Source organism: Rhodoblastus sphagnicola (assembly GCF_002937075.1).
In the GTDB taxonomy this organism is placed as follows: domain Bacteria; phylum Pseudomonadota; class Alphaproteobacteria; order Rhizobiales; family Beijerinckiaceae; genus Rhodoblastus; species Rhodoblastus sphagnicola.
In genome coordinates this window covers 16,011-41,228 of record NZ_NHSJ01000073.1, presented here as the reverse complement: position 1 = coordinate 41,228, position 25,218 = coordinate 16,011, and the positions used below count along the sequence as shown (strand labels likewise).

Sequence of the window (25,218 nt, the reverse complement as noted above, 5' to 3'; positions counted from 1 at the left end):
AATGTCACAAGGTTGGGCGCCACCTGCCCGACGCCGCTAAAGGTTGCGTCCGGCGGCCGTGCGCAGCCGCCGAATCAGGCTTGGCGCGGCGGCCCCAGACGCCCAAGTCGGGCGCGCGTCGCGGAATCGTCGAGCAAGGCGCTCGCCGGCGTGGCGAAACGATGCCGCCAGTTCGGCTTTTCCACGGTCGTGCCGGGAACATTGGGCTGCACATCGCTCGCAATCGCGTCTTCCAGCGCGACAAGCTTCATCGCGCAGGGGCTGCGCGCGATGAAATCCAACGCGGCGTCCACCACCGGCGCCGCATCGGCCGGCGCGGGGCGCTCGCCGGAGGCGACTCCGGCCTGCTGGAACGCCGCCCAGAGCAGGCCGCGATCCCAGGCGCGAATGTCCTCGGCCTGCTGGCGGTCCGTTTCCAACTCGAGATCGGCGCCCTTCCACCATCCGGCGGTCGAAATCATGTCATGGGTGGAGGTCATCGCCGCCGCCTGCGGCGACCAGCCCCAGGGCGACCGAAACCCTTGCGCGTCGCGCTCGAATCGCAGCACCCGCATTCCCGCGATCCCTTGCGCGGCAAGAGCGTCGGCGAAATCCATCGGCAGCGTGCCCAGATCCTCGCCGATGATCAGCGCGCGATGGCGCCAGGATTCCAACGCGGTCAACCGGAACAGGGTTTCGGCGGGATAGGTCACATAGGCGCCGTCGAGCGCGCCGGCGCCTTCCGGAATCAGCCAGAGCCGGCTCAGGCCCATCACATGGTCGATACGCAAGCCGCCGGAATGGCGCAGATTGGCGCGCAGGGTGTCGATGAACGGGGAGAAGCTCTTCGCCGCCAGGCCGCGCGGCGAAAAACCGGTGAGGCCCCAGTTCTGGCCCTCGGCGGAATAATAATCGGGCGGGGCGCCGATGCTCAGGCCTTGCAACACCTCGTCCGGCCGCGCCCAGGCGTGCGCGCCGGCGGGATCGATGCCAATGGCCAAATCCGCGATCAGCCCGGCCCGCATGCCGGCGTCGCGGCAGGCGCGCTGCGCGGCGCCATAGCTGCGCTCGACGAGCCATTGCAGGAAAATCTGGAACTCCAGTTCGGCCGCATGGGCGCCTGCGAATTTTCGCGCCGCGGCGCCCGGTCGGCGAAGACTCTTGGGCCAATGACGCCAGTCCCACCGCGCGGGATCGGCGCAATGGGCGCCGTGCAGAGTTTCGAACAGCGCGAAATCTTTTAACAGGTCCGACGCGTCGTCGCGAAAACGCTTGAAGTCGCCATACTGTTCGGCCTGCGGCAGCAGGTCGAACAGGGCGCGAAACAGCGCATGCTTGGCCGCATGCGCGGCGGGCCAGTCAATCAGCGGCGCGCCGGAAAGGGTTTCGATGCGTTCGCCCAAATCCGCCGCCGCGACGGCGCGCCGAACAAAATCCTCCGGGAAGACCAGGGCGGGATCGGCCGCGAGCGGATTGAAGAACAGCCGCGTCGAGGGCGAATAGGGGCTGTAGTGGTCCGGGGTGGAGCCGAACAGCGCATGAACAGGCGAAATCGCGAGGAAATCGGCGCCGAGTCGCGCCGCTGAACTCCCGAGCGCGGCGACGCCGCCGAAATCGCCGACGCCGCAATCATGCGCCGAGCGCAGCGAATAGACTTGAGCGGCCAAGCCCCAGCCGGGCGCGCCGTCGTTGAGGTCCGCGAAGGTCACGCAGCGTTCCGGCGCGACCGCCACCACACAGTCGCCGCCGCGAAGATGCAGACTGTGATAGCCCGGCGTCGCGAAACCCGGCAGGGTCAGGCGGCCCGCCGCCCCTTCGATCGGGCGGATCCGGCATTGCGTTCCGTCTTCGAGCGTGGCTTCGATCCCATTCGGCAAGCGGCCGGAGAACGCCAGGTCGATCGGCTGATTGACCCGCACAGCCACAAATCGCGCGCGCGCCGTGTCGGCGTCGAGCAGCCTCAGTGAATCCCGCAATTCGTCATCTCGGCCGGCGGGAAGCCCGAGCGCGGCCAGGATGGCGCGCAGGCTGTCGGCGGAAACGCGGCGGTCGGCGCCGGTCTGATCGCGCCAGGAGGTGGCGATTCCGGCGCGCGCCGCGAGGTTTTCCAGCATTTCGTCCGACATGGCTTCTGTCCCGTCACGTTGAAGTCGCGATTGATGCGCGACGATACGACGCATTGCAAGACCCCAACAAACCAGATTGAGTACGTTTTTGATTGTGCGCCGCGAAAAATGACTCTCGCTTTTGCGGGGCTGTGCTACGATGACCCTTATGCGACAATCAAAAGTAACGACTTCTAAATGTTCACAGTTGGGTCACAAGAACACATAGCCGGTTAGAGCGAGCCAGATCATGTGCATGTTGCTGTGCGAGAGTGATCTCGAAGTGTCTAGGTCCGTCGCCAAAGCCCTGCGCAGTCGAGGCGTGGCGGACATCCAGATCGCCGACAGCGCTGAAACGGCCTCCCGCCTGCTCGATCTGCATCAAATCTCCGTCGCAGTGGTCGATTTCGCGGCCGTGGGCCAACATCTCGTGCGCTCCCTGTCCGAGCGCGGCGCCGAGGTCATCCTCTATTCGCACAAGCAGCCCGATCCCGCGGAATTAGCCGATCTGCACTATATTTTCGTCGACAAATCCGTGGATGCCGACGCGCTTGCGCATCTCGCCCTGTCCCAGCGCCGCCTCGCCTACCGCTTGCGCGCCTGACGCGCGAAAAGAGCGATGATCGTTGAAATTGTGCTCTTCAATTTGCCCAATGGCGCGACCCGCGAAACCGCCATGGCGCTTTATGAAAAGACGGCGGCGCGCTGGGCGGATAATCCAGACCTGATCGCGAGATATTACTATTTCGATCCTGAAACAGGCGAAGGCGGCGGCGTCTACCTTTGGCCCGACCGTGCGGCGGCGCAACGCTGGCATGGGCCGGATTACCGCAAGATGATCGCGGAATTCTACGGCTCCGCGCCTAGAATTCGTATCCTGGACGCCCTCATGCGCGTCGCTCCCGGCGCCATCCAGCAACTCTGAGTTCTGACAAAGCTCTGCGCGCCCCCGCCGCGCGCGACAAATCGTCGCACTTCAGCTTGTTCTCAGTCCTGCGCGCTGATCGTCTTGGCGAACCGGGTCCGGCATAGGGCGAGGATCGCCACGCCGATCACGGCCAGGATGAGCATCTCCCGCCAGACCATGTCCACGCCCGCGCCACGATAGAGCACGGCCTGCGCGAAGGCGACGAAATGCGTGTTCGGCGTGAACGCCATCACGAATTGCAGCCAGGACGGCATGGTTTCCAGCGGCGTGGTGCTGCCCGACAGCAGATAGAGGATGATGATCACCGGCAGCGACAGCAAGCCGAATTGCGGCATGGTGCGGGCGAAAGTGGCCAGCAGCAGGCCGAGCGCCGTGACCGAAATCATGAACAGGATCGAGCCGACGATGAACAGCGGCACCGATCCGACGATGGGAATGCCCAAGCCCCAGCGCACCACCACCTGGAGCGACAGCATCGAGGCGGCGACGATCACCGCGCCATTGGCGAAAATCTTCGCCAGCATGATCTCCAGCGGCGTCACCGGCATCACCAGCAAATGCTCGATGGTGCCGTGCTCGCGCTCGCGAATCAGCGCGGAGCCCGTCAGGATGACCGAGAGGATCGCCACATTGTTGATCACCTCCATCACGGCGGTGAACCACATGGAATTGAGGTTCGGGTTGAATTTCGAGCGCACCACCAGATCGACCGGCGCGGCGCTGTCGCCATCGGCGCGGCGCAGGAAGGAGGCCGTTTCGCGCAAGACGATTTCCTGAATGTAAACAGCCCCGTTGCCGGCCAAGGCCATGGCCGTGGCGTCCACATTGATCTGGATCGACGGCGTCTTGCCGGCGAGCGCGTCGGATTCAAATTTGGGCGGAATCTCGACGACAAAGACATAACGGCCGCTGTCCATGCCCGAATCGATCTCCGACGGCGCGATCACATCCGCCGTCTTGAACAGCGGCGGCAACAGCGCCGACGTGATGCGGCGCGACAGTTCCGAATGATCCTCGTCCACGATCGCCGCCTGGGCGGATTCGACCTCGAATTTCAGCCCCGTCGCCACCTGCACCACCGCCACGGTGAAAACGTAGAACATGATGCCGAGCAGGACCGGATCGGCCAGGAGACTGCGGAACTCCTTGACGCTGAGCCTGAAAATACGCCAGAGCGACGAGACCATTCAAGCCTCCTGCTTGCGCAGCGCCAGGACGGCGCAGAGCTGGTAGAACAGGCCGAACGCCAGCAGGACCAAAAGGTTGGGCGCGAGATGCATGAAATCCATGCCCTTGGTGAAGGCGCCGATGCTGATCTCCTGGAACCAGCCGCAGGGAAAAGCCAACCCCACCAGACGTCCGCCCGTGGACAGCGAGGCGACCGACACCAGCAAACCTGAGAAATTCACCGCCGGAATGATCGAAACCACCGCCGTAGCGAACAGGGCCGCCACCTGCGTGCGCAGGAATGCGGAGAACAAAATGCCGAGCGACGTCGTGGCGTAAATGTAAAACGCCGCGCCAAGAACCAGCGCCAGCGCGGAACCGCGCACCGGCAAGCCAAACAGCAGCAGCGCCGTCGCCATCAATATGCCGAAGCTGACAAAGGACAGGACGATATAAGGCGCCTGCTTGCCGAGCAGGAACTCCACCCGCGTCACCGGCGTCGAGCGGAAATTGGCGATGGAGCCGACTTCCTTTTCCCTGACCACGCCGAGCGCCGTCAGCATGGAGGGCACCAGCATGAGGATGAGCATGATCACGCCGGGAATGATCGAATAGATGCTCTTGAACGCCTGATTGTAGCGGAACCGCGTCTCGACGTTGATCGGCGACGCCGCGACGGTCAGGCCGCGCCGGCGATGCTGCTCGGCGAGCCAGGTTTGCGAAATGCCGGTTATGTACGAGCGGATGGTCTCGCCGCGGAACGGCATGGCGCCGTCGATCCAGACCGCCACCCGCGGCCCCTTGCCGGCGACGAGATCGCGGCCGAAGCCGGCGGGAATCTCCACCACCAGCTTCAATTCGCCGGTGGACAGGCGGCGGTCGATCTCGCTCGCCGATGTGACGTCGGACTTCTGGCTGAAATAGCGCGACCCCGCGAAATTTTCCAGCAATTCGCGGCTTTCCAGCGAATTGTCCTGGTCATTGACCGCATAGGCCAAATTTTCGACGTCGAAGGAAATGCCATAGCCGAAGGTGAGCAGCAGCGTCAGCGGCCCGACAAAGGCGAAGATCAGCCGCAGCCGATCACGCAAGATTTCCATGGCCTCGCGCCGGGCATAGGCCCACAGCCGCGCGGGATCGAACCGCCGGACGGCGCTGGCGGCGGCGCGCGGCGCGGAAAAGCCGACCGCTTCGGCCGGCTCCGCGCCTTCGCCGGCTCCTTCGAGGTAGGAGATGAACGTCTGCTCCAGATCGGCCTTGCCGCGCGCCGCCACCAGAGCGGCGGGCGCGTCGACCGCCAGAACTTTGCCCGCGTGCATCAGCGAGATACGATCGCAACGCTCGGCTTCGTTCATGAAATGGGTCGAGATGAAGATCGTCACCCCGTCCTCGCGCGACAGGGCGATCAGCAGGCGCCAGAACGAATCCCGCGCAATCGGATCGACGCCCGAGGTCGGCTCGTCGAGAATCAGCACCTCCGGCTTGTGCAGCACCGCGACCGCCAGTTGCAGGCGCTGGCGGATGCCGAGCGGCAGGCTTTCCGGCTTCTGGTCGGCGACCCCGTCGAGGTCGAACCGCGCCAGCATCTCCTTCACCCGCGCGGTGGCGCCGGGCTCCGGCAATTCGAACAATTGCGCGTGCAGCACCAGATTCTGCCGCACCGTCAGTTCGGAATAGAGCGAAAAGCCCTGCGACATGTAGCCGACGCGGCGGCGGGTGGCCATGTCGCCCGCATCGAGCCTTTGGCCGAACAGAAGCGCTTCGCCCTCGGTTGGCGCGAGCAGGCCGGTCAGCATTTTCATCGTGGTGGATTTGCCGCAGCCGTTGGAGCCGAGGAAACCGAAAATCTCGCCGCGCCTTATGCGAAAATTTACATGATCCACGGCGGTGAACTTGCCAAACCGGCAGGTGAGGTTTTCCGCCTCGATGGCGTAACCCTCGCCCTCGACCAGCGGCGGCAGCACGACCGCGCTATGGTCGGCGCGGGCCTCCGGCGGCAGCAGCGCGATAAAGGCGGCGTCGAGCGATTTTTCCCTGGTCAGGGCGCGCAAATCGGCCGGCGCGCCGGAGCCGATGATCTTGCCGCCGTCCAGCGCCGCGAGCCAGTCGAACCGCTCGGCCTCCTCCATATAGGCGGTGGCGACCGCCACGCTCATGCCCGGCCGCCGCGCGCGGATGCGGTCGATCAAATCCCAGAATTGCCGGCGCGACAGCGGATCGACGCCGGTGGTGGGTTCGTCGAGGATCAACAAATCGGGGTCGTGGATCAGCGCGCAGCACAAAGACAGCTTCTGCTTCATGCCGCCGGACAATTGCCCGGCCGGGCGGTCCGGAAAGGGATCGAGGCCGGTGGACGCCAGCAATTCCTTGATCCGGGCCTCGCGCTCCGCCGCGCCCTGGCCGAACAGCCGGCCGAAGAAATCGAGATTTTCGAACACGGACAGGGTGGGATAGAGGTTGCGGCCCAATCCCTGCGGCATGTAGGCGATGCGCGCGGCGCAGGCGGCGCGGTGGCCGGAGTCGGCCATGTCGCCGCCGAGCGCCGTCACGCCGCCGCTCTGGATGCGCCTGACGCCCGCGACCAGCGCCAGCAGCGTCGACTTGCCGACGCCATCCGGGCCGATCAGGCCGATCATCTTCCCTTCTGGCAAGGCGATGGTCACATCGTCGAGCGCCCGCGTCGTCCCATAGAGCTGGGTGACGTTTGCGAGGGCGGCGACGTCGCTCATTGCGGCAGCTTCACCTTGAGGGCTTCAGGCCAGTCCTTGGCGTGATCGACCCGCAAATAGGCCATGCCGCGCACGCCGGTCTTCACTTCGTTCTCATATTTGCGCAGCAGGTCGGGCGGCAGGGTCAGTTTGACGCGGAACATCAGCTTTTCCCGCTCCTCCTGCGTCTCCACCGCCTTGGGCGTGAACTGCGCCTCGCTGGCGACGAAGGAGACCTTTGAGGGCACGACATATTGCGGAATGGCGTCGATGATCAGCCGGGCGTCGTCGTCATAGCCGAGGCGCGCAGCGACATGCGAGGGGACGAACACGGTCATGTAGACGTCGGTCAGGTCGATCAGCGTCAGCACCCGGGATCCCGCGCCCAAAACTTCGCCCGATTGCGCCAGTCTGTATTCGATGCGGCCGCGGCGGGGCGCCTTCAACTCGCTGTCGTCGAGAATGGTGTGGATGCGGACGATCTCCGCCCGCGCGGCGTCGATGGCGGCGACGGCGTCGCTCTGACTGGCTTTCGCCGCATTGAGCCCGGCGTCGGCGACATTTTTCGCCGCGCGGCGCTGGTCGCGCGTTTGGTCGGTGGCGAAACCCTTGGCCAACAAAGCCTCGACCCGCCCGAGCTCCTGCTCCGCCAGCGTCAACTCGCTCTCGCGCTGGGCGATCACCGCTTCGGCCAGCACCCGCGCCTGCTGGGCGCGGCGCTCCTGCGCCTCGGCGGCGCTCAATTGCGCGCGAATGTCGGCGACATCCATGCGCGCGAGCACCTGCCCCTGATCGACGGCGTCGCCCTCCTTGACGAGAACTTCGGCGATCCGGCCAGGCAGCTTGGTCGCGATTTCGACCTGTTCGGATTCCAGCCGGCCATTGGCCGAACTGAACCCCTCCGGCAGCGCTTTCGGGCGGAATTGCGCGATCAGCGCGTCGAGCTTGTCATTCGCCGGCGCAACGCCTGGAAGGGCGAGGCCGAAAGCAAGCGCGAGGGCCAAGGTCCGCCATCGCAGGCTGGGAGAGGCGGAAAGCTTGCTCAAGGCGTCAAGCATGACAAAAAATCCCTTGCGGAGCGACTGGATCGCGGCAACACAAAGATAGGCAGGGCGGCATTTGAACACAAGTGTTCAAATGCTATAATGATAAGAGAGTCTTCGCCACCATGGCTGCGTCAATGAGCGCCACCGCCCAGAGTCACATTCACCGCGCCGCGCTGAAACTGTTCGGCGAGCGCGGCGCCACGCAGATCAGCGTCACCGACCTCGCCCAGGCGGCGGGCGTGGCGCGCGGAACGATCTACAACAATCTGGACGATCTCGCCGGCCTGTTCGATCTTGTCGCGCTCGAACTCGCCCTCGCGATCAGCGCGCGCGTGGTTCGGTCCATCGCGACAGGGGACGAGCCTGTCGGACGTCTCGCCGCGGGCATAAGACTGTATATCCTGAGCGCGACGCGCGATCCCGAAATTGGCCGCTTCCTGATCCGTTTCGGCCTGAGCGCCGCGGCCCTTCGCCAATTGTGGACCGGACAGCCGCTGGCCGACCTGATCGCTGGACGCGCGCAAGGATCTTACGATTTCACCGATGACCAGTTGGACGCCGTCGTCGCCTTCATCTCGGGCGCGGCCATCGGCGCGATCGCCCACACGCTGGAGCGGCCCGAGCTGAGCGCCGAGGCCGGCATGGACGCCGCCGAGCGGGTCCTGGTCGCGCTCGGCGTCCCGCGCGCGGACGCCCGGGAACACGCCCGGGCGCCGCTGCCGCCAGACCCCGCCGAAGCCCCCTGACGCTCAGGCGGCGCGGACTGTCTGAAGGAATTGCCCCATCACCCCGCGCAGGGTTTCGGCCTGACGCGCCAGCGCGGCGGCGGCCGTCTGGACCTGGTTGGCCGCGTCGGCCGAATCCTGGGCCGCCGTGTTAATGCCGACGAGATCGGCCGACACCTGGCTGGTGCCGCGAGAGGCCTCGGCGACGCTTTGCGCGATTTCCTCGGTCGCCGTGCCCTGCTGATCGACGGAAAACGCGATGGTCGCAGAGATCGACTTGGTCCGCTCCATCACGCTGGCGATGTTGACGATGGCCGCCGCCGAGGCTTCCGTCGAGCGCTGGATTTCGTTGATCTGCGCGCCGATGTCCGAGGTGGCGCGGCCGGTCTGGGTCGCGAGATCCTTGACCTCGTTGGCGACCACGGCAAAGCCCCGTCCGCTTTCGCCGGCGCGCGCCGCCTCTATGGTGGCGTTGAGCGCGAGCAGATTGGTCTGGCCGGCGATATTGTTGATGAGATCGACGATCTGGCCAATGGTCTGGGCGGATTCCGACAGCTCCTTGACCTTGCTGGAGGTCGATTCCGCCTCGGAAGCCGCCTGCGCCGTCACACTGGCGGACTCGTCCACCTGGCGCTTGATCTCGGCGATGGAGGCCGTCAGCTGTTCGGCGGCGGCGGCGACGGTGCGCACATTGTGCGAGGCTTCCTCGGCCGCCTGCGCCGCCGATTGCGCCTGCCCGGCCACGCGGCCGGTCGCGGTGGACATGGAGGTGGAGGCCGATTGCAACTGGGTCGAGGCGGCGACGACGCCCTGCACGACATCGCCCATCGCGCGCTCGAATTCGTCGGCGAGGCGCAGCATGGTCGCCTGCCGCTCTTTCTCCTGCCGCTGGCGATCCGATTCCGCGGCCGCCGTCTTGCGCGCCGTTTCCTCTTCCGCGCCGACCCGAATCTGGTCTACGGCCCTGGAAATCTCGCCGATTTCATCCTTGCGTTCGGCGCCGGCGATCTTGTCGAGTTTTTCGCCGCGCGCGAGACGACGCAGCGCCTCCGACAATTGGGCGATCGGCGAGGATATGCCTGTTGCGACCAGCGCCATCATCGCGACGGCCACGGCGGCGACCAGCAGAGCCGCGAAGATCTTCAAGGTCACGTCGTTTTTCTCGCGATCGGCCAGCGCCGCCGCGAGCTGACGCGCTCCCGCGAGCACCACGGAACGCGGCTCGCTGATGATCACCGACCACGCAGCCCCCGTGCGTCCCAGCGGCACCGGCGAAAACACCTTTAGCAAGTCGTGCTCCGAGTCGACCCGGACCTCGGCGCTGCCCGCCCGCAGCACATCGCGATCCTGTTTCGCCTTGTCATCGATCGCTTCGAAGGCGCCGCCGATCGCCGAAGCCTTGCCGCTCGCGGCGACCACGAGGCCCGCGTTGGTGATGATGGCGACCGACCCCTTGCCCTCGTAAATCGAAGCATTGACCTTCTCGGCAAGCGTCTGGATGAATTCCAGGTTGAAATCGGCGCCGGCCACGCCGACGAAGGCGCCGTCCACCACGATCGGGACGGACATGGTGGCGAGGTGGACGGCCTTGCCCTGGACGATGTAAGGCAGCGGCGCGAGAATGCTTTCCTTTCCGTCGGCCTGCGGCCCCAGGAACCAGCCGCCCTTCATCACGCCATTGGGATGCAGCTCGCGGCTGCTGTATTCGACCAGCGGCTGCAACGCGATCTTGCCTTGCGCGTCGCGGGTCCAATAGGGCAAGGCCCGCCCGGTTTCGTCGGAGCCGAGATCCTTGCGGTTGACGAATTCCGCGTCATGGCCGTCGAGTTCGTCAGGCAGCCAGGCGCTGTAGGTTCCGTTGAAGCGCGGATTGTCCTTGAGCACGCGCAGCAGAATGTCGTTGAGCTGGCCGCGACGCGACGACGCGGGCGAGCCGCCCTGCTTTTCCGGCCGGGCCAAGGTTTCAAGCCCGCGCGCCATCGCGCGGGCGGCGTAAAAGGCGGAATCCACCTCGGCGCGGATCACGCCCGCCTGCGTCGAAGCCAATCGGGACAGGGAGTCCTGGCTCAGCCGGTCGAGCAGCCCGTCGACGTTTTCGCCAACATAGGCGGCGGTTTGCTCGGCCGAGTAAACGCCGTAGCCAACCAGCGCCCCGGTGGCCAGGGCCACGCAAAGACCGGACAGGGCGACAATACGGAACTTGATCGAATGAATGTTCATGGTCGGTCCGAAATCCGTGACGGGACAACGAAGGTCACGCATCGATCCCGTCTTCAGGAGACCGGCAAGGCGTAAACCTCTCATGATCCGATTTAGCAGCCCAGACTTGAGCGAGGCTTGCCTATGCTCTTCCCGGCATGAAAGCGGGAGCAGGCGTCCTCATCGGGCGGCGACGCCGCCGGCCGCCGAATACAGCACGCCGAGCGCGGCGCTTTCGATCGCCTGGACGATCAGCCCATCCTTGGACAGATAGCCGGCAATGCCAGCCCTGAACGCGCACCGGCGCACCTCCGGCGTGTCAAGCCCCGTCAACAGGACGACCGGCAGATTGTATTTGTAATGAAATTCCTGGATGAGGGGGATCGAGGTCTCCTCGCCGAGCCAGTAATCGACGAGCGCGAGATCGAACCGGTCGCGATCCACCGACGCCCTGGCTTCCCTCATCGTCCCGCATTGAGTAAAGCAGATGTCGAGTTGCTCGCCGCCCCTGGACGCGCGCACGATGATCTCCCTGTCGGTCGGATCGTCGTCGACCAAAAGCACCCGCACGGTTTCACGCGCCGACGGCGCCAGATATTGGAAGTCGGAGCCGACGTCCATGTCGATGTCCTGGATTGCCATCATTGCAAATCCCTTTCCCAAAGTCGCATGTCGGCAAATCGAATAAAGCGGCAAAATCCAAAATCCAAAATCCCGGACGTCGGATCAATAGTTCCATCCGAGTCCGCAAGCCCTCGCGACCACGCATCGTCCCGAGTGAGGCTTTGAAATCGCAATCTTTTTTTTGCAAGACCGGCGGCCACTCTCGCGGAATATGCTCAAGCGTCAGGCCTCCAGTCCTTGCGCTTCCTCATCCGCGCCAATACACCAAACCAACAAACGCACGGGCAACGCCGGTCAGTTCGCGCAAGCCCCAAGGATCCCAGAGCCTTGAGGACGCCAATCCCGTCGCGCCTCGGCCCGTTGATGTCGCGAATCGCCGCAGCGAGCAAATGCGCGCGCAGATCCGTCCGCGACAGCAACGCCAAGCTTTTGTCGAAACAGCCGCCGGCGCTCCAAACAATCCTTCAAGGCGTTCTTGATCAGGAAGACGTCGTCTGAGTCCACGATCGGAATGTAGCGACGCTCCGTTGGTCCGGCGACGCTGAACATTGCGCGGTTGCCTCCATTGGAACAACACCATCGCTCACGCAAGCTACACGAAAGCGAATCACTCTACATGCCAGCTTCCGTCAAAAATAGTAGATGAAAAGTTAACACAAGCAAGGGTTGTTTCCGCGCTCTTAACGATTGCGCGCCCGCCCTTTCGCTGTCGCTATTGCGCGGCGCTCCCCACATCGCGCGCCGGCATGATGACCGAGAACGCGGTTCCGACGCCAGGCTCGCTCTCGACCGATATGGTCCAGCCATGGCGGTCGCAGACGGACTTGCAGATGGCGAGGCCGAGGCCGGACCCCGCGATCTTGCTTCTGGGCTGAAGCCGCGTGAACGGTTGGAACACCACCGCCTGTTGCGAAGCGTCGATCCCCCGCCCGTTGTCGCGAACGGAAACGACGCAATCGCCGTCCGGGTTGCGCGCCGCCGCAATCGTCACGCGCGGATCGACTTCCGGCCGCCGATATTTCAGCGCGTTGGAGACAAGATTGCGAAACAATTGCTGGATTCCCGTGGGGTCGCCGCGCACGACCGGCAAATCCGCATGATCGACGCTGGCGCTGGCGGCCTTGATCGAGGCCTCCAGCTCGTTCACCACCTCGACGACGACCGCGGCCAGGGGCACGTCCTCGACATCGGCCTTGGCGTTGTTGACGTAGGAAAAGGCCAGAATATCATGCACGAGTTCGCGCATGCGCACGGCGGCGTCCGTCATCACATTCAGGCAATGCCGCCCGTCGTCGTTGAGCGTCGCGCTGTGTTCGTCGAGCAGGATTTTCCCGAACACGCTGATCTTGCGCAACGGCTCCTGCAAATCATGCGAAGCGACATGGGCGAATTTCTCCAATCCCTCGTTGGCGTTCGCCAGTCGCTGGTTGGCGCGCTGCAATTCGTCCTGCGCGCGATTGCGCGCGGTCACGTCGGCGAGAACGCAGAGGTAGGATGGCTCGCCGTCCGCTTCGGCTTCCGCGAAGGCGGAAAACTCGACATCGAGCGCCGACTCGTCGGTGGCGACCAGGCGCAGCGGGATGGCGTGGCAATATCCCGCCCGCGACAGCGAAGGCAGGATTTCGTCGGCCAGCGTGGCGCGCGAGGCCGTGTCGAGCAAATCGCAGATATCGCGGCCGATGACGTCCTCGCGCGCGCGGCCGGTCTTGGCGAGCAGGGCGTCGCTCGCCACGACGATGCTGCGATCCCCGACGAACGAACACATCATGACGGGCGTGTGACGGTAGAGCTGCTCGAACCGGATCTGGCTGGCGTCCAGCGCCGCATTGGCGGCGGTCAGGGCGGTCTCGCGCGCCTTCAACTGGGTGATGTCGGTGGTGACGATCAGCATCGAGCTTTCGCCGGTCGTCGGGTCGCGGTGGGGAATGCGATCGGTCGAGGTCCAGCGCGTCGTCCCGTTGGCTTCGGTGGCGTGGGTGACGACATTGTAGAGTCCGCGGCCCGATTGCAGCGCCTTGTCATTGGCGGCGCGCCATGCCGGATCGGACAGCGCCGACATGCTGTCGATGACCGCGCCGACCACCTCGTCGGGCGTCCGGCCCACGGTCGCCGCGGCCGCCCGGTTGGCGCGCAGCACGCGATGCTCCGAATCGATCAGCCAGATGGCTTGCGGAACGCTGTCGAACAACAGGCGCAGCTTGCCCTCGCTGCGCAGCAGCGCGTTATGCGCGTTGTGCGCCTCGACCTTGAGCCCGATCCATTGCGCGAGCTGTTTGACGAAGCCGCGCTGGATGCTGGTGAGCGGCCCGAACTTCGGACCCTTGTCGGAAAAGAAGCTGACGGCATAGACCTTGCCGTGCGCGTGCGCGGGCATGCCGATATAGGTCGCCGGACCCGGCCATTGCGCGCCCACGAGCGCGAATTCGCAGAGATCCCCGTCGTCGGAAACGATTGAGCGGGCCTCGGCGCCCGCCGTTATTCCCGGCCAGCACAGCACGCCGGTCTCGCCGAAGCGGCAGGCTCCCGCCTGCGGCGTCCCGCAAGTCCGATCGCACAAGTCCTGGGGAAGCCAGATCATTTCGCCCGGCTGCAGATCCATGTCTTGCGCGCCCGCTGCGGCGATCAGGCGATGACGATCTTCCACGACCTCCGTCGCGAGCGCCCGCTCCAGCCCGAGCAGGCGCAGGCCGATATCCAGAGCGGGCTGAACCGCCTCCTGAACCGGCCGATTGAGGTCGCCCTCGATCGCCGACAGCTCTTTCAGCGCCGCGACATGACGCACCTGCTCGGACACGTCGCGTCCGCAGGCGACATAGCCGAGCGTGGTTCCGTCGTCGTCCTGGACGGGCGTATAGATGATGGTGCGCCAGATTTCGCCGCCATCGGCGCGCCCCGTGCGGACGAGAGTCTCGAACTTGCGTTCGGTTTTCAGGGTGTCGACCGCCTCGTTGACGTGGGAAATCGCTTCGGGCGCGCTGCCGGCCAGCACCGCGAAAATGTCGCGGCCGACGAGGTCCGGGGGCGTGGTGTCGTAAACCGACGCGAACACGTGGTTGCAGAAGGTGATCCGGTTCGAGCGCGCATCCCAGCTCACGATCGAATCCTGGATCGAGCCGAGGATGGTGCGCTGGCGCCGGTCGAGTTCGCGCACCTGGGCCTGCGCCCGCTTCAGCTTGTCGATATCGACCAGCGTGACGACCGAGCCGTGCATGTCCTCGCCATCGACCTTGTAGGGCAGGATGCGCAGCAGATAGACGCGTCCGCTGACGCTCACTTCCTTCTCGCACATTTCGCGCGTCTCGCCGACGTGATCGAGCAGCGCCTGAAAATTCTCGCCGTCGAAGCGCACGGTGATGTGCGAAATCGGCCGGCCGACATCGTGGGGAATGAGGTTGAACGCCTGCGCCGCCGCCGGCGTGTAGCGCCGCACATGCTGTTTGTCGTCGAGGAAGATCGTTCCGATCTCGGTCGCCTTCAGCAGGTGCTCCATATCCAGCGTCACCTGGATCAATTCGTCGATCTTGCGCTGGTGCTCCGAGGTGACGGAATAAAGCTCCTCGTTGACCGAATGCAGTTCCTCGTTGGTGCTCTGCAATTCCTCGTTCGAAGCCATCAGTTCTTCGTTGGTGGATTGCAACTCCTCATTGCTCGTGGCGAGTTCCTCGATCGCCGACTGGAGATTTTCCTCGGTCGACTGCAATTCATTGAGGATACTCTCGTTGCGACGGCGCAATTCGAGCACTTCATCCGCCGTCGGCGTCGAGTCGAGCGCCGGCGTCGGATCCTGGGATTGCGGCGCCAATTGCATGGTCTCGATCGTCAGGAGCAGAAAGTCGCTCATCCCGTCGGCGTCGGACACCGGCTCGATCGACACGATTTCGACCCGCTCGCCCTGATCGGTCTGGCGCTTGATGCTGCGGCGAAATTTCGGGAACGGCATGCGCGACTGCACGCCAAGCCCATTGGCGGCGACCAGCGCCAGTTCGCGCGGCAGCATGTCGGTGATCTTCTGGCTGAAAATGCCTGGCCGCAATTCGATATATTTCGAGGCGTCGCCGAAAATGTGCAGCAGCGCGCCCTCGCGCGTGAGCAGGAAGCCGGGCGGCGCGAAGCGCGCGAGCATCTCCTTCAGCGCTTCGAACGTGGCGCGCGATATGTCGCGGCCGGGCGCGAGGCCGCCGCGACCATGGGAGCCGACCCCGCGCCCGGCGCCGTGACCGGAGTTCAGGCTGTGCGGAGAGAGCACGCCGGCGGGCAGCAACCGGGCGTCGCGCGTCTTGGCGAAAATGCGCCATTTCTGATTGACGGTCTTGAATTCGCTGGCGAGGTCGCCGAGCGATTCGCTCGGGCCGAGGAAAGCCACACCGCCCTTGACCAGGCAGAAATGGAACAGGTTGAGCGCGAATTTCTGCGCGCCTTCGTCAAAATAGATCAGAACGTTGCGGCAGGAAAGCAGGTCGATGCGCGCAAACGGCGGGTCTTTCAGGATGTTGTGCTGGCTGAAGACGATCAGGCGGCGAATCGCCTTGCGGATGCGGACATTGTCGCCTTCGCTCTCGAAATAACGATCGACCTTTTCTGCCGGAAGCGCGGCGACCGCCGAGGCCGGATAGACTCCGGCGGAGGCCACGCCGAGCGTTTCGACGTGAATGTCGGTCGCGAGAATCTTGAGGTTCAACCGCTTTCCAGCCGCCTCGGCGGTTTCGGCGAAGCTGATCGCGAGCGAATAGGCCTCCTCGCCGGACGAACATCCGGCGATCCAGACGCGAATCTCGCGCTCCGCGCTCATCAACTCCACCAGCGGCGCCACGACCTGTGTGGCCAGCGCCTGAAACGCCTCGGGATCGCGAAAGAAGGCGGTGACGTCGAGCAGCAGGTCGTCGAACAGATTGGCGACCTCGTCGCGATCGATCGCCAGCAGGTCGGCGTAATCGACCACGCTGGCGCTGCCGACCAGCCCCATGCGCCGGCTGATGCGGCGCTCCATCGTCGTGTGCTTGTAGACGCTGAAATCGAGGTCGTAGCGCGCCTTGATGATGGAGAATATGGTCGAATAGGGATCGGTTTCGAGGATGAGGTCGCGGCGGACTTGCCGCAGGTCGCCCGCCAGGCGTTGCGCGATCAGCGCCGGCAGCTTTTCCGGCGACGCGACGCCGTCGGCGAGGCCCTTGGCCAGCACCGAGGCCGGCATGGAATCGAATTTGGCGCTCGACGGCTCCTGCACGAAGACGCCGCCGCCCGCCCTTCTGATGGCCTCGCAACCCTTGGCGCCGTCCGATCCCGTGCCGGACAGGATGACGCCGACCGCGCGCTCGGCGAATTCCGTGGCGACCGAAGCGAAGAAACAATTGATCGGCAGGCTCAGGCCGCCGGTCCTTTCCGATGCGAGCAGCCGGAACCGGCCTTGATCGACCGTCATGTCCTGGCGCGCGGGATTGAGGTAAATGACATTCGCCTCGATCAGCATGCCGGTTTCGGCCTTGCGGATGGGCAGGCCGGAATGACGCGAGAGCAACTCGTCCATCATGCTGCGGAAATTCGGATCGAGATGCTGGATCACGACATAGGCGGCCCCGGTGTCGTCGGGGACGAAGTCGAAGAATTTTTCCAGCGCGTCGAGTCCGCCGGCGCTCGCGCCTATCGCGATCACGGCCGCCGGCGCGACGAAGGATTGGTCCGCCTTCCCGGCGCCGGCGCTCCCGGCGGGCCTGCGCGGCTTGCTCGCCGCCCTCGCCCGTTTCGACATAGGCTGTCCCGCTCCATTCCCCATCGCCGTCTCCCGCCAGATGAGGCCTGGTCGATTCTTAGCTTAAGCAGGATAGCGAGGGCGCCGGCGACGAATCAATACGCAAGACGCCACAACCGACGATTGAGGCCTGACAAAGGGTCGCATGTTCGCAAGAGAATGTCCGGTCCATGCACAAGTCTTGGGCGCCCGCGCCGCCCCTTTGTCGATCTGGCCAGATTTAGGACGTGACAGCCTCCGCCCGCCCCCCCATATAGCTTCCGGGCACACTGGAAACACGGGGCGATCATGGCCATTCTCGCCAAGCTGCATCATTCAACGCGATACATCTACAATCGCCCGGTGATGCTGGGACCGCAGGTGGTGCGGCTGCGCCCCGCGCCGCATTGCCGCACTCCCGTCCACGCCTATTCGCTGACAATCGAGCCGGCCAATCATTTCATCAACTGGCAACAGGACCCGCACGGCAATTATCTCGCCCGTCTCGTCTTTCCCGAGCCGACCACCGAATTCGCCATCACGGTCGATCTGCTGGCGGAACTGGCTGTTTATAATCCGTTCGACTTCTTCATCGAGGATTACGCCCAGAAAGTCCCGTTCACCTATGCGGACAGCCTCGCCAAGGACATTTCCGCCTATATCGGCCCGGAGCCGGCCGGACCGCTGCTGCAAGCCTATCTCGACACGATTCCCCGCGCGGAAACGCCGACGGTAGATTTTTTGGTGGCGCTCAATCACAATCTTCAGCAGAAGATCAAATATGTGGTGCGCATGGAGGCGGGCGTGCAGGCGCCCGAGCAGACGCTTGAACTCGGCTCCGGCTCCTGCCGCGACACCGGCTGGCTGCTGGTGCAGATTCTGCGGCATCTCGGCTTCGCCGCGCGGTTCGTCTCCGGCTATCTGATCCAGCTCAAGCCCGACCTCGCAGCGCTCGACGGTCCCTCCGGCACGGATCACGACTTCACCGACCTCCACGCCTGGGCCGAAGTCTATATTCCCGGCGCCGGCTGGATCGGCCTCGACCCGACCTCCGGCCTGTTCGCGGGCGAAGGCCATCTGCCGCTCGCGGCCACGCCGCATTACGCTTCCGCCGCGCCGATCGACGGCTCCTATGCCGGCGAAGCCCGCGCCGATTTCGCCTTTGAAATGCGCGTGGACCGGGTGGACGAAAAACCCCGCGTCACCGCGCCCTTCTCGGATGAGGCCTGGACCGCGCTCGACGCGCTCGGCAAAAAGGTCGATCAGGATCTTCGCGCGCAGGATGTGCGCCTGACCATGGGCGGCGAGCCGACTTTCGTCTCCATCGACGATTATCAGGCGCCGGAATGGAACACCGAAGCCGTCGGCCCGACCAAGCGCACGATCTCCGACGAATTGATCCGCAAATTGCGCGACGCCTTCGCGCCCAACGGTTTCCTGCATTACGGCCAGGGCAAGTGGTATCCCGGCGAAAGCCTGCCGCGCTGGACCTTCTCGCTGTACTGGCGCAAGGACGGCGAGCCGATCTGGCGCAACATCGATCTGATCGCCCGCGAAAACCCGACGGAAAAGGCCACGCCGGAACAGGCCCAGGCGATCTGTACGGCCATCGCCGAAATTCTGGAAATCACGCCCGACCACGTCGTTCCCGCCTATGAAGACCCGGCGGAATGGGTGCTGAAAGAGGCGGATCTGCCGGTCAATGTGACGCCCGGCGACAGCAAGCTGGCCGAACCGGAAGAGCGCGCCCGCTTCGCCCGCGTGTTCGACCACGGCCTCAACGTCCCCACCGGCTATGTCCTGCCGGTGCAGCGCTGGAACAGCCAGCCGAACAAGCATAGCTGGATCAGCCAGAAATGGCCGCTGCGCCGGGGCGCGCTGTTCCTGAAGCCGGGCGATTCGCCGGTGGGCTATCGCCTGCCGCTGGCCTCGCTGCCCTATGTCGCGCCCAGCCTCTATCCGTTCATCGTCGAGCAGGACACGACCGCGCCGCTGCCGCCGCTTCCCGGCGCCGCGGAAATCGCGCAAAAATTCAAGCGCGGCCCCCGCGACGAGTCCGAGCGCGCCGAGCAGACCGAGCAGACCATCGGCGACACCAGCGATGTGCGCACCGCCCTCGCCATCGAGCCGCGCGATGGCCGCCTGCATGTGTTCATGCCGCCGGTCAGCGCGCTGGAGGATTATCTGGAATTGCTGGCGGCGGTCGAGCACGCCGCCGCCGAACTGAACCTGCCCGTGCATATCGAGGGCTATGCGCCGCCGCTCGACCCGCGTTTGCAGGTAATTCGCGTCGCGCCGGACCCCGGCGTGATCGAGGTCAACGTCCATCCCGCCGACAATTGGGACGAACTGGCCCACATTTATCGCAAGCTTTACGATCTCGCCCGCGAGACGCGGCTCGGCACCGAGAAATTCATGATCGACGGCCGCCATGTCGGGACAGGGGGCGGCAACCATGTGGTGATCGGCGGCGCGACGCCGATGGATTCGCCGTTCCTGCGCCGGCCCGACCTGCTGAAAAGCCTCGTGCTGTACTGGCAGCGCCGGCCCTCGCTGTCGTACCTGTTCTCCGGCCTGTTCATCGGCCCGACCTCGCAATCCCCGCGCATCGACGAGGCGCGCCACGACGCGCTCTACGAGCTGGAAATCGCGCTGGCCATGACCCCGCCCCCCGGCGCCGACGCGCCGCCCTGGCTGGTGGACCGGCTCTATCGCAACCTGCTGACAGATGTCACCGGCAACACCCACCGCTCGGAAATCTGCATCGACAAGCTCTACTCGCCGGCAGGCCCGACCGGGCGCCTGGGGCTGGTGGAATTCCGCGCCTTCGAAATGCCGCCGGACGCGCGCATGTCGCTGGCCCAGCAATTGTTGCTGCGCGCGCTGGTGGCGTGGTTCTGGCGCGAGCCGCAAGACGGCAATCTCGCGCGCTGGGGCACCAGCCTGCACGACCGCTTCATGTTGCCGCACTACGTCTGGCGCGATTTTATGGACGTGCTCGGCGATCTGAAACGCGCCGGCTACGCCTTCGACCCCGAATGGTATCGCGCGCAATTCGAATTCCGCTTCCCCTTCTACGGGCAGATCGAACATTCCGGCGTAAGACTGGAAATCCGCCAGGCGCTGGAGCCCTGGCACGTGATGGGCGAAGAGGGCGCGATTGGCGGCACGGTGCGCTTTGTCGATTCCTCGGTCGAGCGCCTGCAAGTGCGCGTCGAGGGTTTCAACGAGGCGCGGCACGTCGTGACCTGCAACGGCCGCAAACTGCCCCTGGGATCGACCGGCGTGCGCGGCGAGTCGGTGGCGGGCGTGCGTTTCAAGGCGTGGCAGCCCTATTCCGGCCTGCACCCGACCATCTGGCCGCATGTGCCGCTGACTTTCGACATCATCGACAAATGGAGCAAAAGGTCGCTCGGCGGCTGCGTCTATTATTCGGCCCATCCGGGCGGGCGCAATTACGAGACTTTCCCGGTCAATTCCTACGAAGCCGAAGCCCGCCGCCTCGCCCGCTTCCAGGACCACGGCCATACGCCGGGGTCGATCTGCCTGCCGCATGACGAAGTGACCGGGGATTTCCCGACCACGCTGGATTTGCGACGGCCAAGAGGGGTGTGAGTCAGGCCGGGCCTGTCCAATCCTCGACGGACAGGCCCGCGACCCGCATAAATTCGCGCAGATTATTGGTCACCAGCACGCAATTCGCCGCGAGCGCATGACCGGCGATCATCGTATCGTTGCCGCCGATTGGCGTTCTCTTGGCCGCGAGTCTCTGCCGGATCAGCGTCGCCTGTTCGGCGGCGGCGCGATCCCAGGGCAGAATGGCGGACAGGCGGGCGACAAAGGCCTCGACCAGCGCCGCGTGGCGGGGGGAGGCCTTGCGGCCGACGGTCCCCATCAGCATTTCGTAATAGGTGACCACGGAAACCACAATGCCGTGCTGCGCCTCGACCGCCGCCTGCAAGCGTTCGAGCACCGCGACCGGCCGCTCGCGCATGATGTAGGAGCAAATGTTGGTGTCGAGCATATAGACGGCGCTCATGCCTCAGGCTCGTCATAGAGCGAGAAACGACCGGGCTCAATGATATCCTGACGTTCGCGCAGGAAATCGGCGTCTGCGGCGGATTCGTCGCCCAGCGACGTCCAGTTGGGTCGCAGCGGTCGCAAAATGATCGCTTCGCCCTGCTTTTCTATGGATAATTCGCTGACGCCGACGAACTCGAAATCCTTCGGCAGGCGCACGGCCTGGTTGCGATTGTTGCGGAAGATCGAAACCTTTCTCATACCTGCTCTCCAGTTGCAGGTATCATAGCATATGTCAGGCATATGCTCAAATCGCGACTTACCCCCCCGTCATCGGCGGGAAAAACGCGATTTCGCGGACGCCTTCAATCGAGGCCTCCGCCTTGGCGTGCCTCTTGTCCAGCGCGGCGCGAAAAACGCCACCGCAAAACACAGCCTCGTAAATCTCGTCGCGTTTGCCCAAAAAGGCGATCACGTCAGCCACAGTGCGCGCCTCGGGCGGCAGCAAGACCTCTTCCTCGCTCAGACCCAACCTTTCGCGCAAGCTGGCGAAATAGACGATTTTCACTCCTCCACCACGTGTTTGATGCCGGCCTTGAAATAATCGAAGCCGGTGTAGAGCGTGAGCAGCGCCGACAGCCACAGCAGCACCAGGCCGATCTTGACTGTGCCGGGCAGCACCAGTTCTCCCGCCCGACCCGCGATCAGAAAGCCGAGCGCGATCAGTTGCACCGTGGTCTTCCACTTGGCGACCGCCGAGACCGGCACCGGCACTTTCAGGTCCGCCAGAAACTCGCGCAGGCCGGAGACCAGGATTTCGCGGCAGAGAATCACGATGGCCGCCCACACCGACCAGCTCTTGATGGTGCCATCGGCCACCAGAATCATCAGCACCGCCGAAACCAGTAATTTGTCGGCGATGGGATCGAGCATCCGCCCGAGCGCCGATTGCTGGTCCCAGATGCGGGCGAGATAGCCGTCGAGGAAATCGGTGATCGCGGCCACGGTGAACAGGCCGAGCGCCGTCCAGCGCAGGGAATATTCGTCGGGCCAGAACAGACAGGCCACCACCGCCGGCACGATCAGCACCCGGCCGAAGGTGAGCATGTTCGGCAGATTGAAGGCGCGGGCGCGCGGGCGTGCGGCGTTTACGGTCATGAACTTGAGGAACACTTTTTTGGCGCGTCGCGTCAAGGCCGAAAACCGTCGCAGACGCGTTGACGCCCCCGCGCGTCACCCCTTCTCGTGAAAGTGATCGTACACCAGCTTCGCCGTCGCGGCGGAAAAACCCGGCGTCTTCTCCAGATCGGCGAGCGCCGCGCCCGCCACGGCCTTGGCCGTGCCAAAAGCCTGAAGCAAAGCTCTTTTTCGCGCGGGGCCGATGCCGGCGATTTCGTCCAGCGGATTCTTCACAAATTCCTTCTTGCGCTTGGCGCGATGGGTTCCGATGGCGAATCGATGCGCCTCGTCGCGCAGGCGCTGCACGAAATAGAGCGCGGGATCGCGCGGCGGCAGCCGGAACGGCTCCCGCCCCTCCACGAAAAAGGTTTCGCGCCCGGCGTCGCGATCCACGCCCTTGGCGATCGAGGCGAGCGTGATCCCCTCGACGCCCAGATCCTTCATTACTTGCAGCGTCGCGGAAAACTGGCCGCGCCCGCCGTCGATCAGGATCAGGTCCGGTTTTTGCGGGAAGGCCTCGGGATCGCTGGTTTCCGGCTCGCCCTCCTTGAGGATGCGGGTGAAACGGCGCCCCAAAACCTCGCGCATCATGGCGTAATCGTCGCCGGGCGCGATGTCCGTCTTGATGTTGAAGGTGCGGTACTGGTTTTTGACGAAACCTTGCGGACCCGCGACCACCATGGCGCCGATGGCGGCTGTCCCCATGATGTGTGAATTGTCATAAATTTCGACACGGCGCGGCGGTTTTTCCGTACCGAACGCCGCGCCCAGAACTTCGAGCAGACGTTGTTGGCTGGCGACCTCGGCCAGCTTGCGGCCCAGCGCCTCGCGGGCGTTTCGTTGCGCGCTGACGAGCAGTTCGGCCTTTTCGCCGCGCCGGGGAACGAGGATTTCGACCTTGTGGCCGGCGCGCGCGGCCAGCGCCTCGGCCAGCAAGCCGGCCTCCTCGATCTCGTGCGACAACAGGATGCAGCGCGGCGCCGGGCGGTCGGCGTAGAATTGCGCGACGAATGGCCCCAACACCTCGCCCGGCGCAAGCGCCTTGTCGGCGCGCGGAAAATAGGCGCGATTGCCCCAGTTCTGGCCGGCGCGGATGAACACCGCCTCCACGCAGAACTGGCCAGCCTCCTCATGCAGCCCGAACACGTCGGCCTCCGGCGTGTTGCGCGGGTTGACCCCCTGCTGGCCCTGGATGGCCGCGAGCGCCGAAATGCGGTCGCGCAACTGGCCGGCGCGCTCAAATTCCAGGCGCTCGGCGGCGGCGTTCATTTCCGCCGCCAACCGCTCCCGCACCGCCCGCGATTTTCCGCACAGAAAATCCCGCGCCTCTCCGACCAGTTCGTCGTAATCCTGGCCCGAGATTTCGCCGGTGCAAGGCCCGGCGCAGCGCTTGATCTGGAACAGCAGGCAGGGCCGGGTGCGATTGTCGAAGAAGGAGTTTTCGCACGAGCGCAGCAAAAACGCCTTTTGCAGCACATTTAACGTGCGATTGACCGCCCACACCCCCGCGAACGGCCCGAAATAATCGCCTTTTCGCCCGCGCGCGCCGCGATGCTTGGCGATCTGCGCGCCGCGCTCGTCCTTGGTCAGCAAAATATAGGGAAAACTCTTGTCGTCGCGCAGCAGCACGTTGAAGCGCGGTTTCAACTGCTTGATCAGATTGGCTTCGAGCAGCAGCGCCTCGACTTCGGTTTCGGTCGAGGCGAACACCATGGTCGCCGTCAGCGCGATCATGCGCGCGATGCGATTGGTGTGGCCGCCCGCCCTTACGTAAGAGGCGATGCGCTTCCGGATGCTCTTGGCCTTGCCGACATAAAGCACGGCGCCGTCCTCGGCGAGCATGCGATAGACGCCGGGGCCGGCGGGCGCGTGTTTCCAGTGGGCGCGGATGGCGCGCGCCCCGCGTTTGAGCGACTCCGCCCCCTCGGCCGCGTCAAAATCCACCTCGACGCCCGTATCGGGCGCAAGTTCAGCCTCGTCTTCGTCCTCCAGATCGGGAATTTCCGGAGGATCGTCGGTGTTCGGGTCTGAAATCATGTCCTCCTGTCGTGGTTCGATCCTGATGTGGAGCGTCAACGGCGCGGGCGAAACCCTCCTAGAATGACACGCTCTAGACCTCGCGCGATTTTACCGCTAGCAATGCGGTTAACAAATCGTCAACGAGGCGCCCGGAGAGTTAACATGGTCGCGCAACGAGCCGGCTTTAGCTTTGTCGCAACTTGCGTTCTCCCCGTTTTTCTTTCGGCTTGTTCGGGCGGCGTGGACCCGACGGCGACCGCGAGCCTCCCGCCCCAGGCGCGAACCTCCATTCTTCCCTCGGGCCTCAGTCCCCGCCCCGCCGCCCTGGCGGTGACCCAGATGGACGCGCCCGAGCCGCAGAAAACGCAATTCATGGCCCTGTTCAACGCCGATGTCGCCCGGCAGGACGTGGCCCTCACCGACAGCGCCGACGCCCGCTATCTCGCGCGCGGCTATATTTCCGCCTATCCGGTCGAAGGCGGCGCCCGACTCACCTATGTCTGGGATATTTACGACCGCACCGCCCATCGCGCCCAGCGACTCAACGACGAAATCGCGTTGCAGGGGACCGCGACCGACCCTTGGGGGCTGGTGGACGCCTCGGCGCTCACCACGCTGGCGCAGCGCAGCGCCGGGGAACTCGCCGCCTATCTCTCCAACACGCCCGAGGCGATGGCGGCGGCGCAACCGGCCGACGCAACCGCCTCCAGTCCGGCGCTGTCCTACGCGCCAGTGCGATAAAGCGCGGGCGGGCGCCACGCCAAACCACGCTTGTTTTTGACGAAATCACGACA

At 64.8% G+C, this 25,218-nt stretch carries 17 protein-coding genes; 5 read left to right on the top strand and 12 right to left on the bottom strand.

Going from position 1 to position 25,218, the window contains the following annotated elements:
• Positions 1–74: 74 nt before the first annotated feature.
• On the bottom strand, positions 75–2,105 hold the full coding sequence (gene malQ / locus CCR94_RS11560) for a 4-alpha-glucanotransferase (protein ID WP_158254727.1): 2,031 nt from the start codon (positions 2,103–2,105) through the stop codon (positions 75–77).
• A 229-nt stretch (positions 2,106–2,334) separates the two neighbouring features.
• Here malQ and CCR94_RS11555 point away from each other — a divergent pair, with 229 nt between their 5' ends.
• Both CCR94_RS11555 and CCR94_RS11550 read left to right on the top strand, forming a co-directional pair.
• The gene (locus tag CCR94_RS11555; RefSeq protein ID WP_146089969.1) at positions 2,335–2,688 is read left to right on the top strand and encodes a DNA-binding transcriptional response regulator; all 354 of its coding nucleotides are present in this window, start codon (positions 2,335–2,337) and stop codon (positions 2,686–2,688) included.
• Positions 2,689–2,703: 15 nt separating this feature from the next.
• Entirely contained in the window at positions 2,704–3,009 is a 306-nt protein-coding gene (locus CCR94_RS11550; protein ID WP_104507996.1) for a hypothetical protein, read from the top strand.
• Positions 3,010–3,071: 62 nt separating this feature from the next.
• Here the strand turns inward: CCR94_RS11550 and CCR94_RS11545 are convergent, their stop codons facing one another.
• The 3 genes from CCR94_RS11545 to CCR94_RS11535 are packed head-to-tail and all read right to left on the bottom strand — an operon-like array spanning position 3,072 to position 7,945.
• Complete coding sequence (locus CCR94_RS11545) at positions 3,072–4,199, bottom strand: ABC transporter permease (RefSeq protein ID WP_104507995.1); 1,128 nt, start codon at positions 4,197–4,199, stop codon at positions 3,072–3,074.
• Positions 4,200–6,908, bottom strand: a complete 2,709-nt coding sequence (gene rbbA / locus CCR94_RS11540; RefSeq protein WP_104507994.1) for a ribosome-associated ATPase/putative transporter RbbA — start codon at positions 6,906–6,908, stop codon at positions 4,200–4,202.
• Positions 6,905–7,945, bottom strand: coding sequence for an HlyD family secretion protein (locus CCR94_RS11535; protein ID WP_104508075.1), 1,041 nt, complete (start codon positions 7,943–7,945; stop codon positions 6,905–6,907). Before CCR94_RS11535 ends, rbbA begins: the two co-directional genes overlap by 4 nt.
• Before the next feature lie 122 nt (positions 7,946–8,067).
• On the opposite strand from CCR94_RS11535, the gene CCR94_RS11530 reads away from it, so the two are divergent.
• A complete protein-coding gene (locus tag CCR94_RS11530; RefSeq protein ID WP_244594036.1) occupies positions 8,068–8,679 on the top strand; it encodes a TetR/AcrR family transcriptional regulator in 612 nt (203 codons plus the stop codon).
• Positions 8,680–8,682: 3 nt separating this feature from the next.
• Here CCR94_RS11530 and CCR94_RS11525 read toward each other — a convergent pair whose 3' ends face one another.
• From CCR94_RS11525 to CCR94_RS11515, 3 genes are all read right to left on the bottom strand, one after another.
• A complete protein-coding gene (locus tag CCR94_RS11525; RefSeq protein ID WP_104508073.1) occupies positions 8,683–10,878 on the bottom strand; it encodes a methyl-accepting chemotaxis protein in 2,196 nt (731 codons plus the stop codon).
• A gap of 159 nt (positions 10,879–11,037) precedes the next feature.
• The gene (locus tag CCR94_RS11520; RefSeq protein WP_158254726.1) at positions 11,038–11,499 is read right to left on the bottom strand and encodes a response regulator; all 462 of its coding nucleotides are present in this window, start codon (positions 11,497–11,499) and stop codon (positions 11,038–11,040) included.
• Between the two features lie 694 nt (positions 11,500–12,193).
• Positions 12,194–17,227 carry a CheR family methyltransferase gene (locus tag CCR94_RS11515; RefSeq protein WP_158254725.1) on the bottom strand — a complete coding sequence of 1,678 codons (5,034 nt, stop codon included), beginning with the start codon at positions 17,225–17,227 and terminating at the stop codon, positions 12,194–12,196.
• A gap of 288 nt (positions 17,228–17,515) precedes the next feature.
• On the opposite strand from CCR94_RS11515, the gene CCR94_RS11510 reads away from it, so the two are divergent.
• On the top strand, positions 17,516–20,821 hold the full coding sequence (locus CCR94_RS11510) for a transglutaminase family protein (protein WP_104507991.1): 3,306 nt from the start codon (positions 17,516–17,518) through the stop codon (positions 20,819–20,821).
• A gap of 1 nt (position 20,822) precedes the next feature.
• Here CCR94_RS11510 and CCR94_RS11505 read toward each other — a convergent pair whose 3' ends face one another.
• From CCR94_RS11505 to uvrC, 5 genes are all read right to left on the bottom strand, one after another.
• The gene (locus CCR94_RS11505) at positions 20,823–21,245 is read right to left on the bottom strand and encodes a type II toxin-antitoxin system VapC family toxin (RefSeq protein ID WP_104507990.1); all 423 of its coding nucleotides are present in this window, start codon (positions 21,243–21,245) and stop codon (positions 20,823–20,825) included.
• On the bottom strand, positions 21,242–21,487 hold the full coding sequence (vapB, locus tag CCR94_RS11500) for a type II toxin-antitoxin system VapB family antitoxin (protein ID WP_104507989.1): 246 nt from the start codon (positions 21,485–21,487) through the stop codon (positions 21,242–21,244). The genes CCR94_RS11505 and vapB overlap by 4 nt, the downstream gene beginning before the upstream one ends.
• A gap of 58 nt (positions 21,488–21,545) precedes the next feature.
• Positions 21,546–21,794: a molybdopterin converting factor subunit 1 gene (moaD, locus tag CCR94_RS11495; protein WP_104507988.1), complete on the bottom strand. Its 249-nt coding sequence runs from the start codon at positions 21,792–21,794 to the stop codon at positions 21,546–21,548.
• Positions 21,791–22,384 carry a CDP-diacylglycerol--glycerol-3-phosphate 3-phosphatidyltransferase gene (pgsA, locus tag CCR94_RS11490; protein ID WP_104508072.1) on the bottom strand — a complete coding sequence of 198 codons (594 nt, stop codon included), beginning with the start codon at positions 22,382–22,384 and terminating at the stop codon, positions 21,791–21,793. Before pgsA ends, moaD begins: the two co-directional genes overlap by 4 nt.
• 75 nt (positions 22,385–22,459) lie before the next feature.
• A complete protein-coding gene (uvrC, locus tag CCR94_RS11485) occupies positions 22,460–24,442 on the bottom strand; it encodes an excinuclease ABC subunit UvrC (protein WP_104507987.1) in 1,983 nt (660 codons plus the stop codon).
• A gap of 144 nt (positions 24,443–24,586) precedes the next feature.
• On the opposite strand from uvrC, the gene CCR94_RS11480 reads away from it, so the two are divergent.
• Positions 24,587–25,165: a hypothetical protein gene (locus CCR94_RS11480; protein ID WP_104507986.1), complete on the top strand. Its 579-nt coding sequence runs from the start codon at positions 24,587–24,589 to the stop codon at positions 25,163–25,165.
• Positions 25,166–25,218: the final 53 nt, after the last annotated feature.

Excerpts from the sequence above, each read along its gene's own strand:
- CCR94_RS11525 (WP_104508073.1), bottom strand. The coding sequence starts at position 10,878 with ATGAACATTCATTCGATCAAGTTCCGTATTGTCGCCCTGTCCGGTCTT.
- CCR94_RS11545 (WP_104507995.1), bottom strand. The coding sequence starts at position 4,199 with ATGGTCTCGTCGCTCTGGCGTATTTTCAGGCTCAGCGTCAAGGAGTTC.
- CCR94_RS11510 (WP_104507991.1), top strand. The coding sequence starts at position 17,516 with ATGGCCATTCTCGCCAAGCTGCATCATTCAACGCGATACATCTACAAT.
- CCR94_RS11505 (WP_104507990.1), bottom strand. The coding sequence starts at position 21,245 with ATGAGCGCCGTCTATATGCTCGACACCAACATTTGCTCCTACATCATG.
- vapB (WP_104507989.1), bottom strand. The coding sequence starts at position 21,487 with ATGAGAAAGGTTTCGATCTTCCGCAACAATCGCAACCAGGCCGTGCGC.
- pgsA (WP_104508072.1), bottom strand. The coding sequence starts at position 22,384 with ATGACCGTAAACGCCGCACGCCCGCGCGCCCGCGCCTTCAATCTGCCG.
- CCR94_RS11555 (WP_146089969.1), top strand. The coding sequence starts at position 2,335 with ATGTGCATGTTGCTGTGCGAGAGTGATCTCGAAGTGTCTAGGTCCGTC.
- rbbA (WP_104507994.1), bottom strand. The coding sequence starts at position 6,908 with ATGAGCGACGTCGCCGCCCTCGCAAACGTCACCCAGCTCTATGGGACG.
- malQ (WP_158254727.1), bottom strand. The coding sequence starts at position 2,105 with ATGTCGGACGAAATGCTGGAAAACCTCGCGGCGCGCGCCGGAATCGCC.
- uvrC (WP_104507987.1), bottom strand. The coding sequence starts at position 24,442 with ATGATTTCAGACCCGAACACCGACGATCCTCCGGAAATTCCCGATCTG.
- CCR94_RS11550 (WP_104507996.1), top strand. The coding sequence starts at position 2,704 with ATGATCGTTGAAATTGTGCTCTTCAATTTGCCCAATGGCGCGACCCGC.
- CCR94_RS11480 (WP_104507986.1), top strand. The coding sequence starts at position 24,587 with ATGGTCGCGCAACGAGCCGGCTTTAGCTTTGTCGCAACTTGCGTTCTC.
- CCR94_RS11515 (WP_158254725.1), bottom strand. The coding sequence starts at position 17,227 with ATGTCGAAACGGGCGAGGGCGGCGAGCAAGCCGCGCAGGCCCGCCGGG.
- CCR94_RS11535 (WP_104508075.1), bottom strand. The coding sequence starts at position 7,945 with ATGCTTGACGCCTTGAGCAAGCTTTCCGCCTCTCCCAGCCTGCGATGG.
- CCR94_RS11530 (WP_244594036.1), top strand. The coding sequence starts at position 8,068 with ATGAGCGCCACCGCCCAGAGTCACATTCACCGCGCCGCGCTGAAACTG.
- CCR94_RS11520 (WP_158254726.1), bottom strand. The coding sequence starts at position 11,499 with ATGGCAATCCAGGACATCGACATGGACGTCGGCTCCGACTTCCAATAT.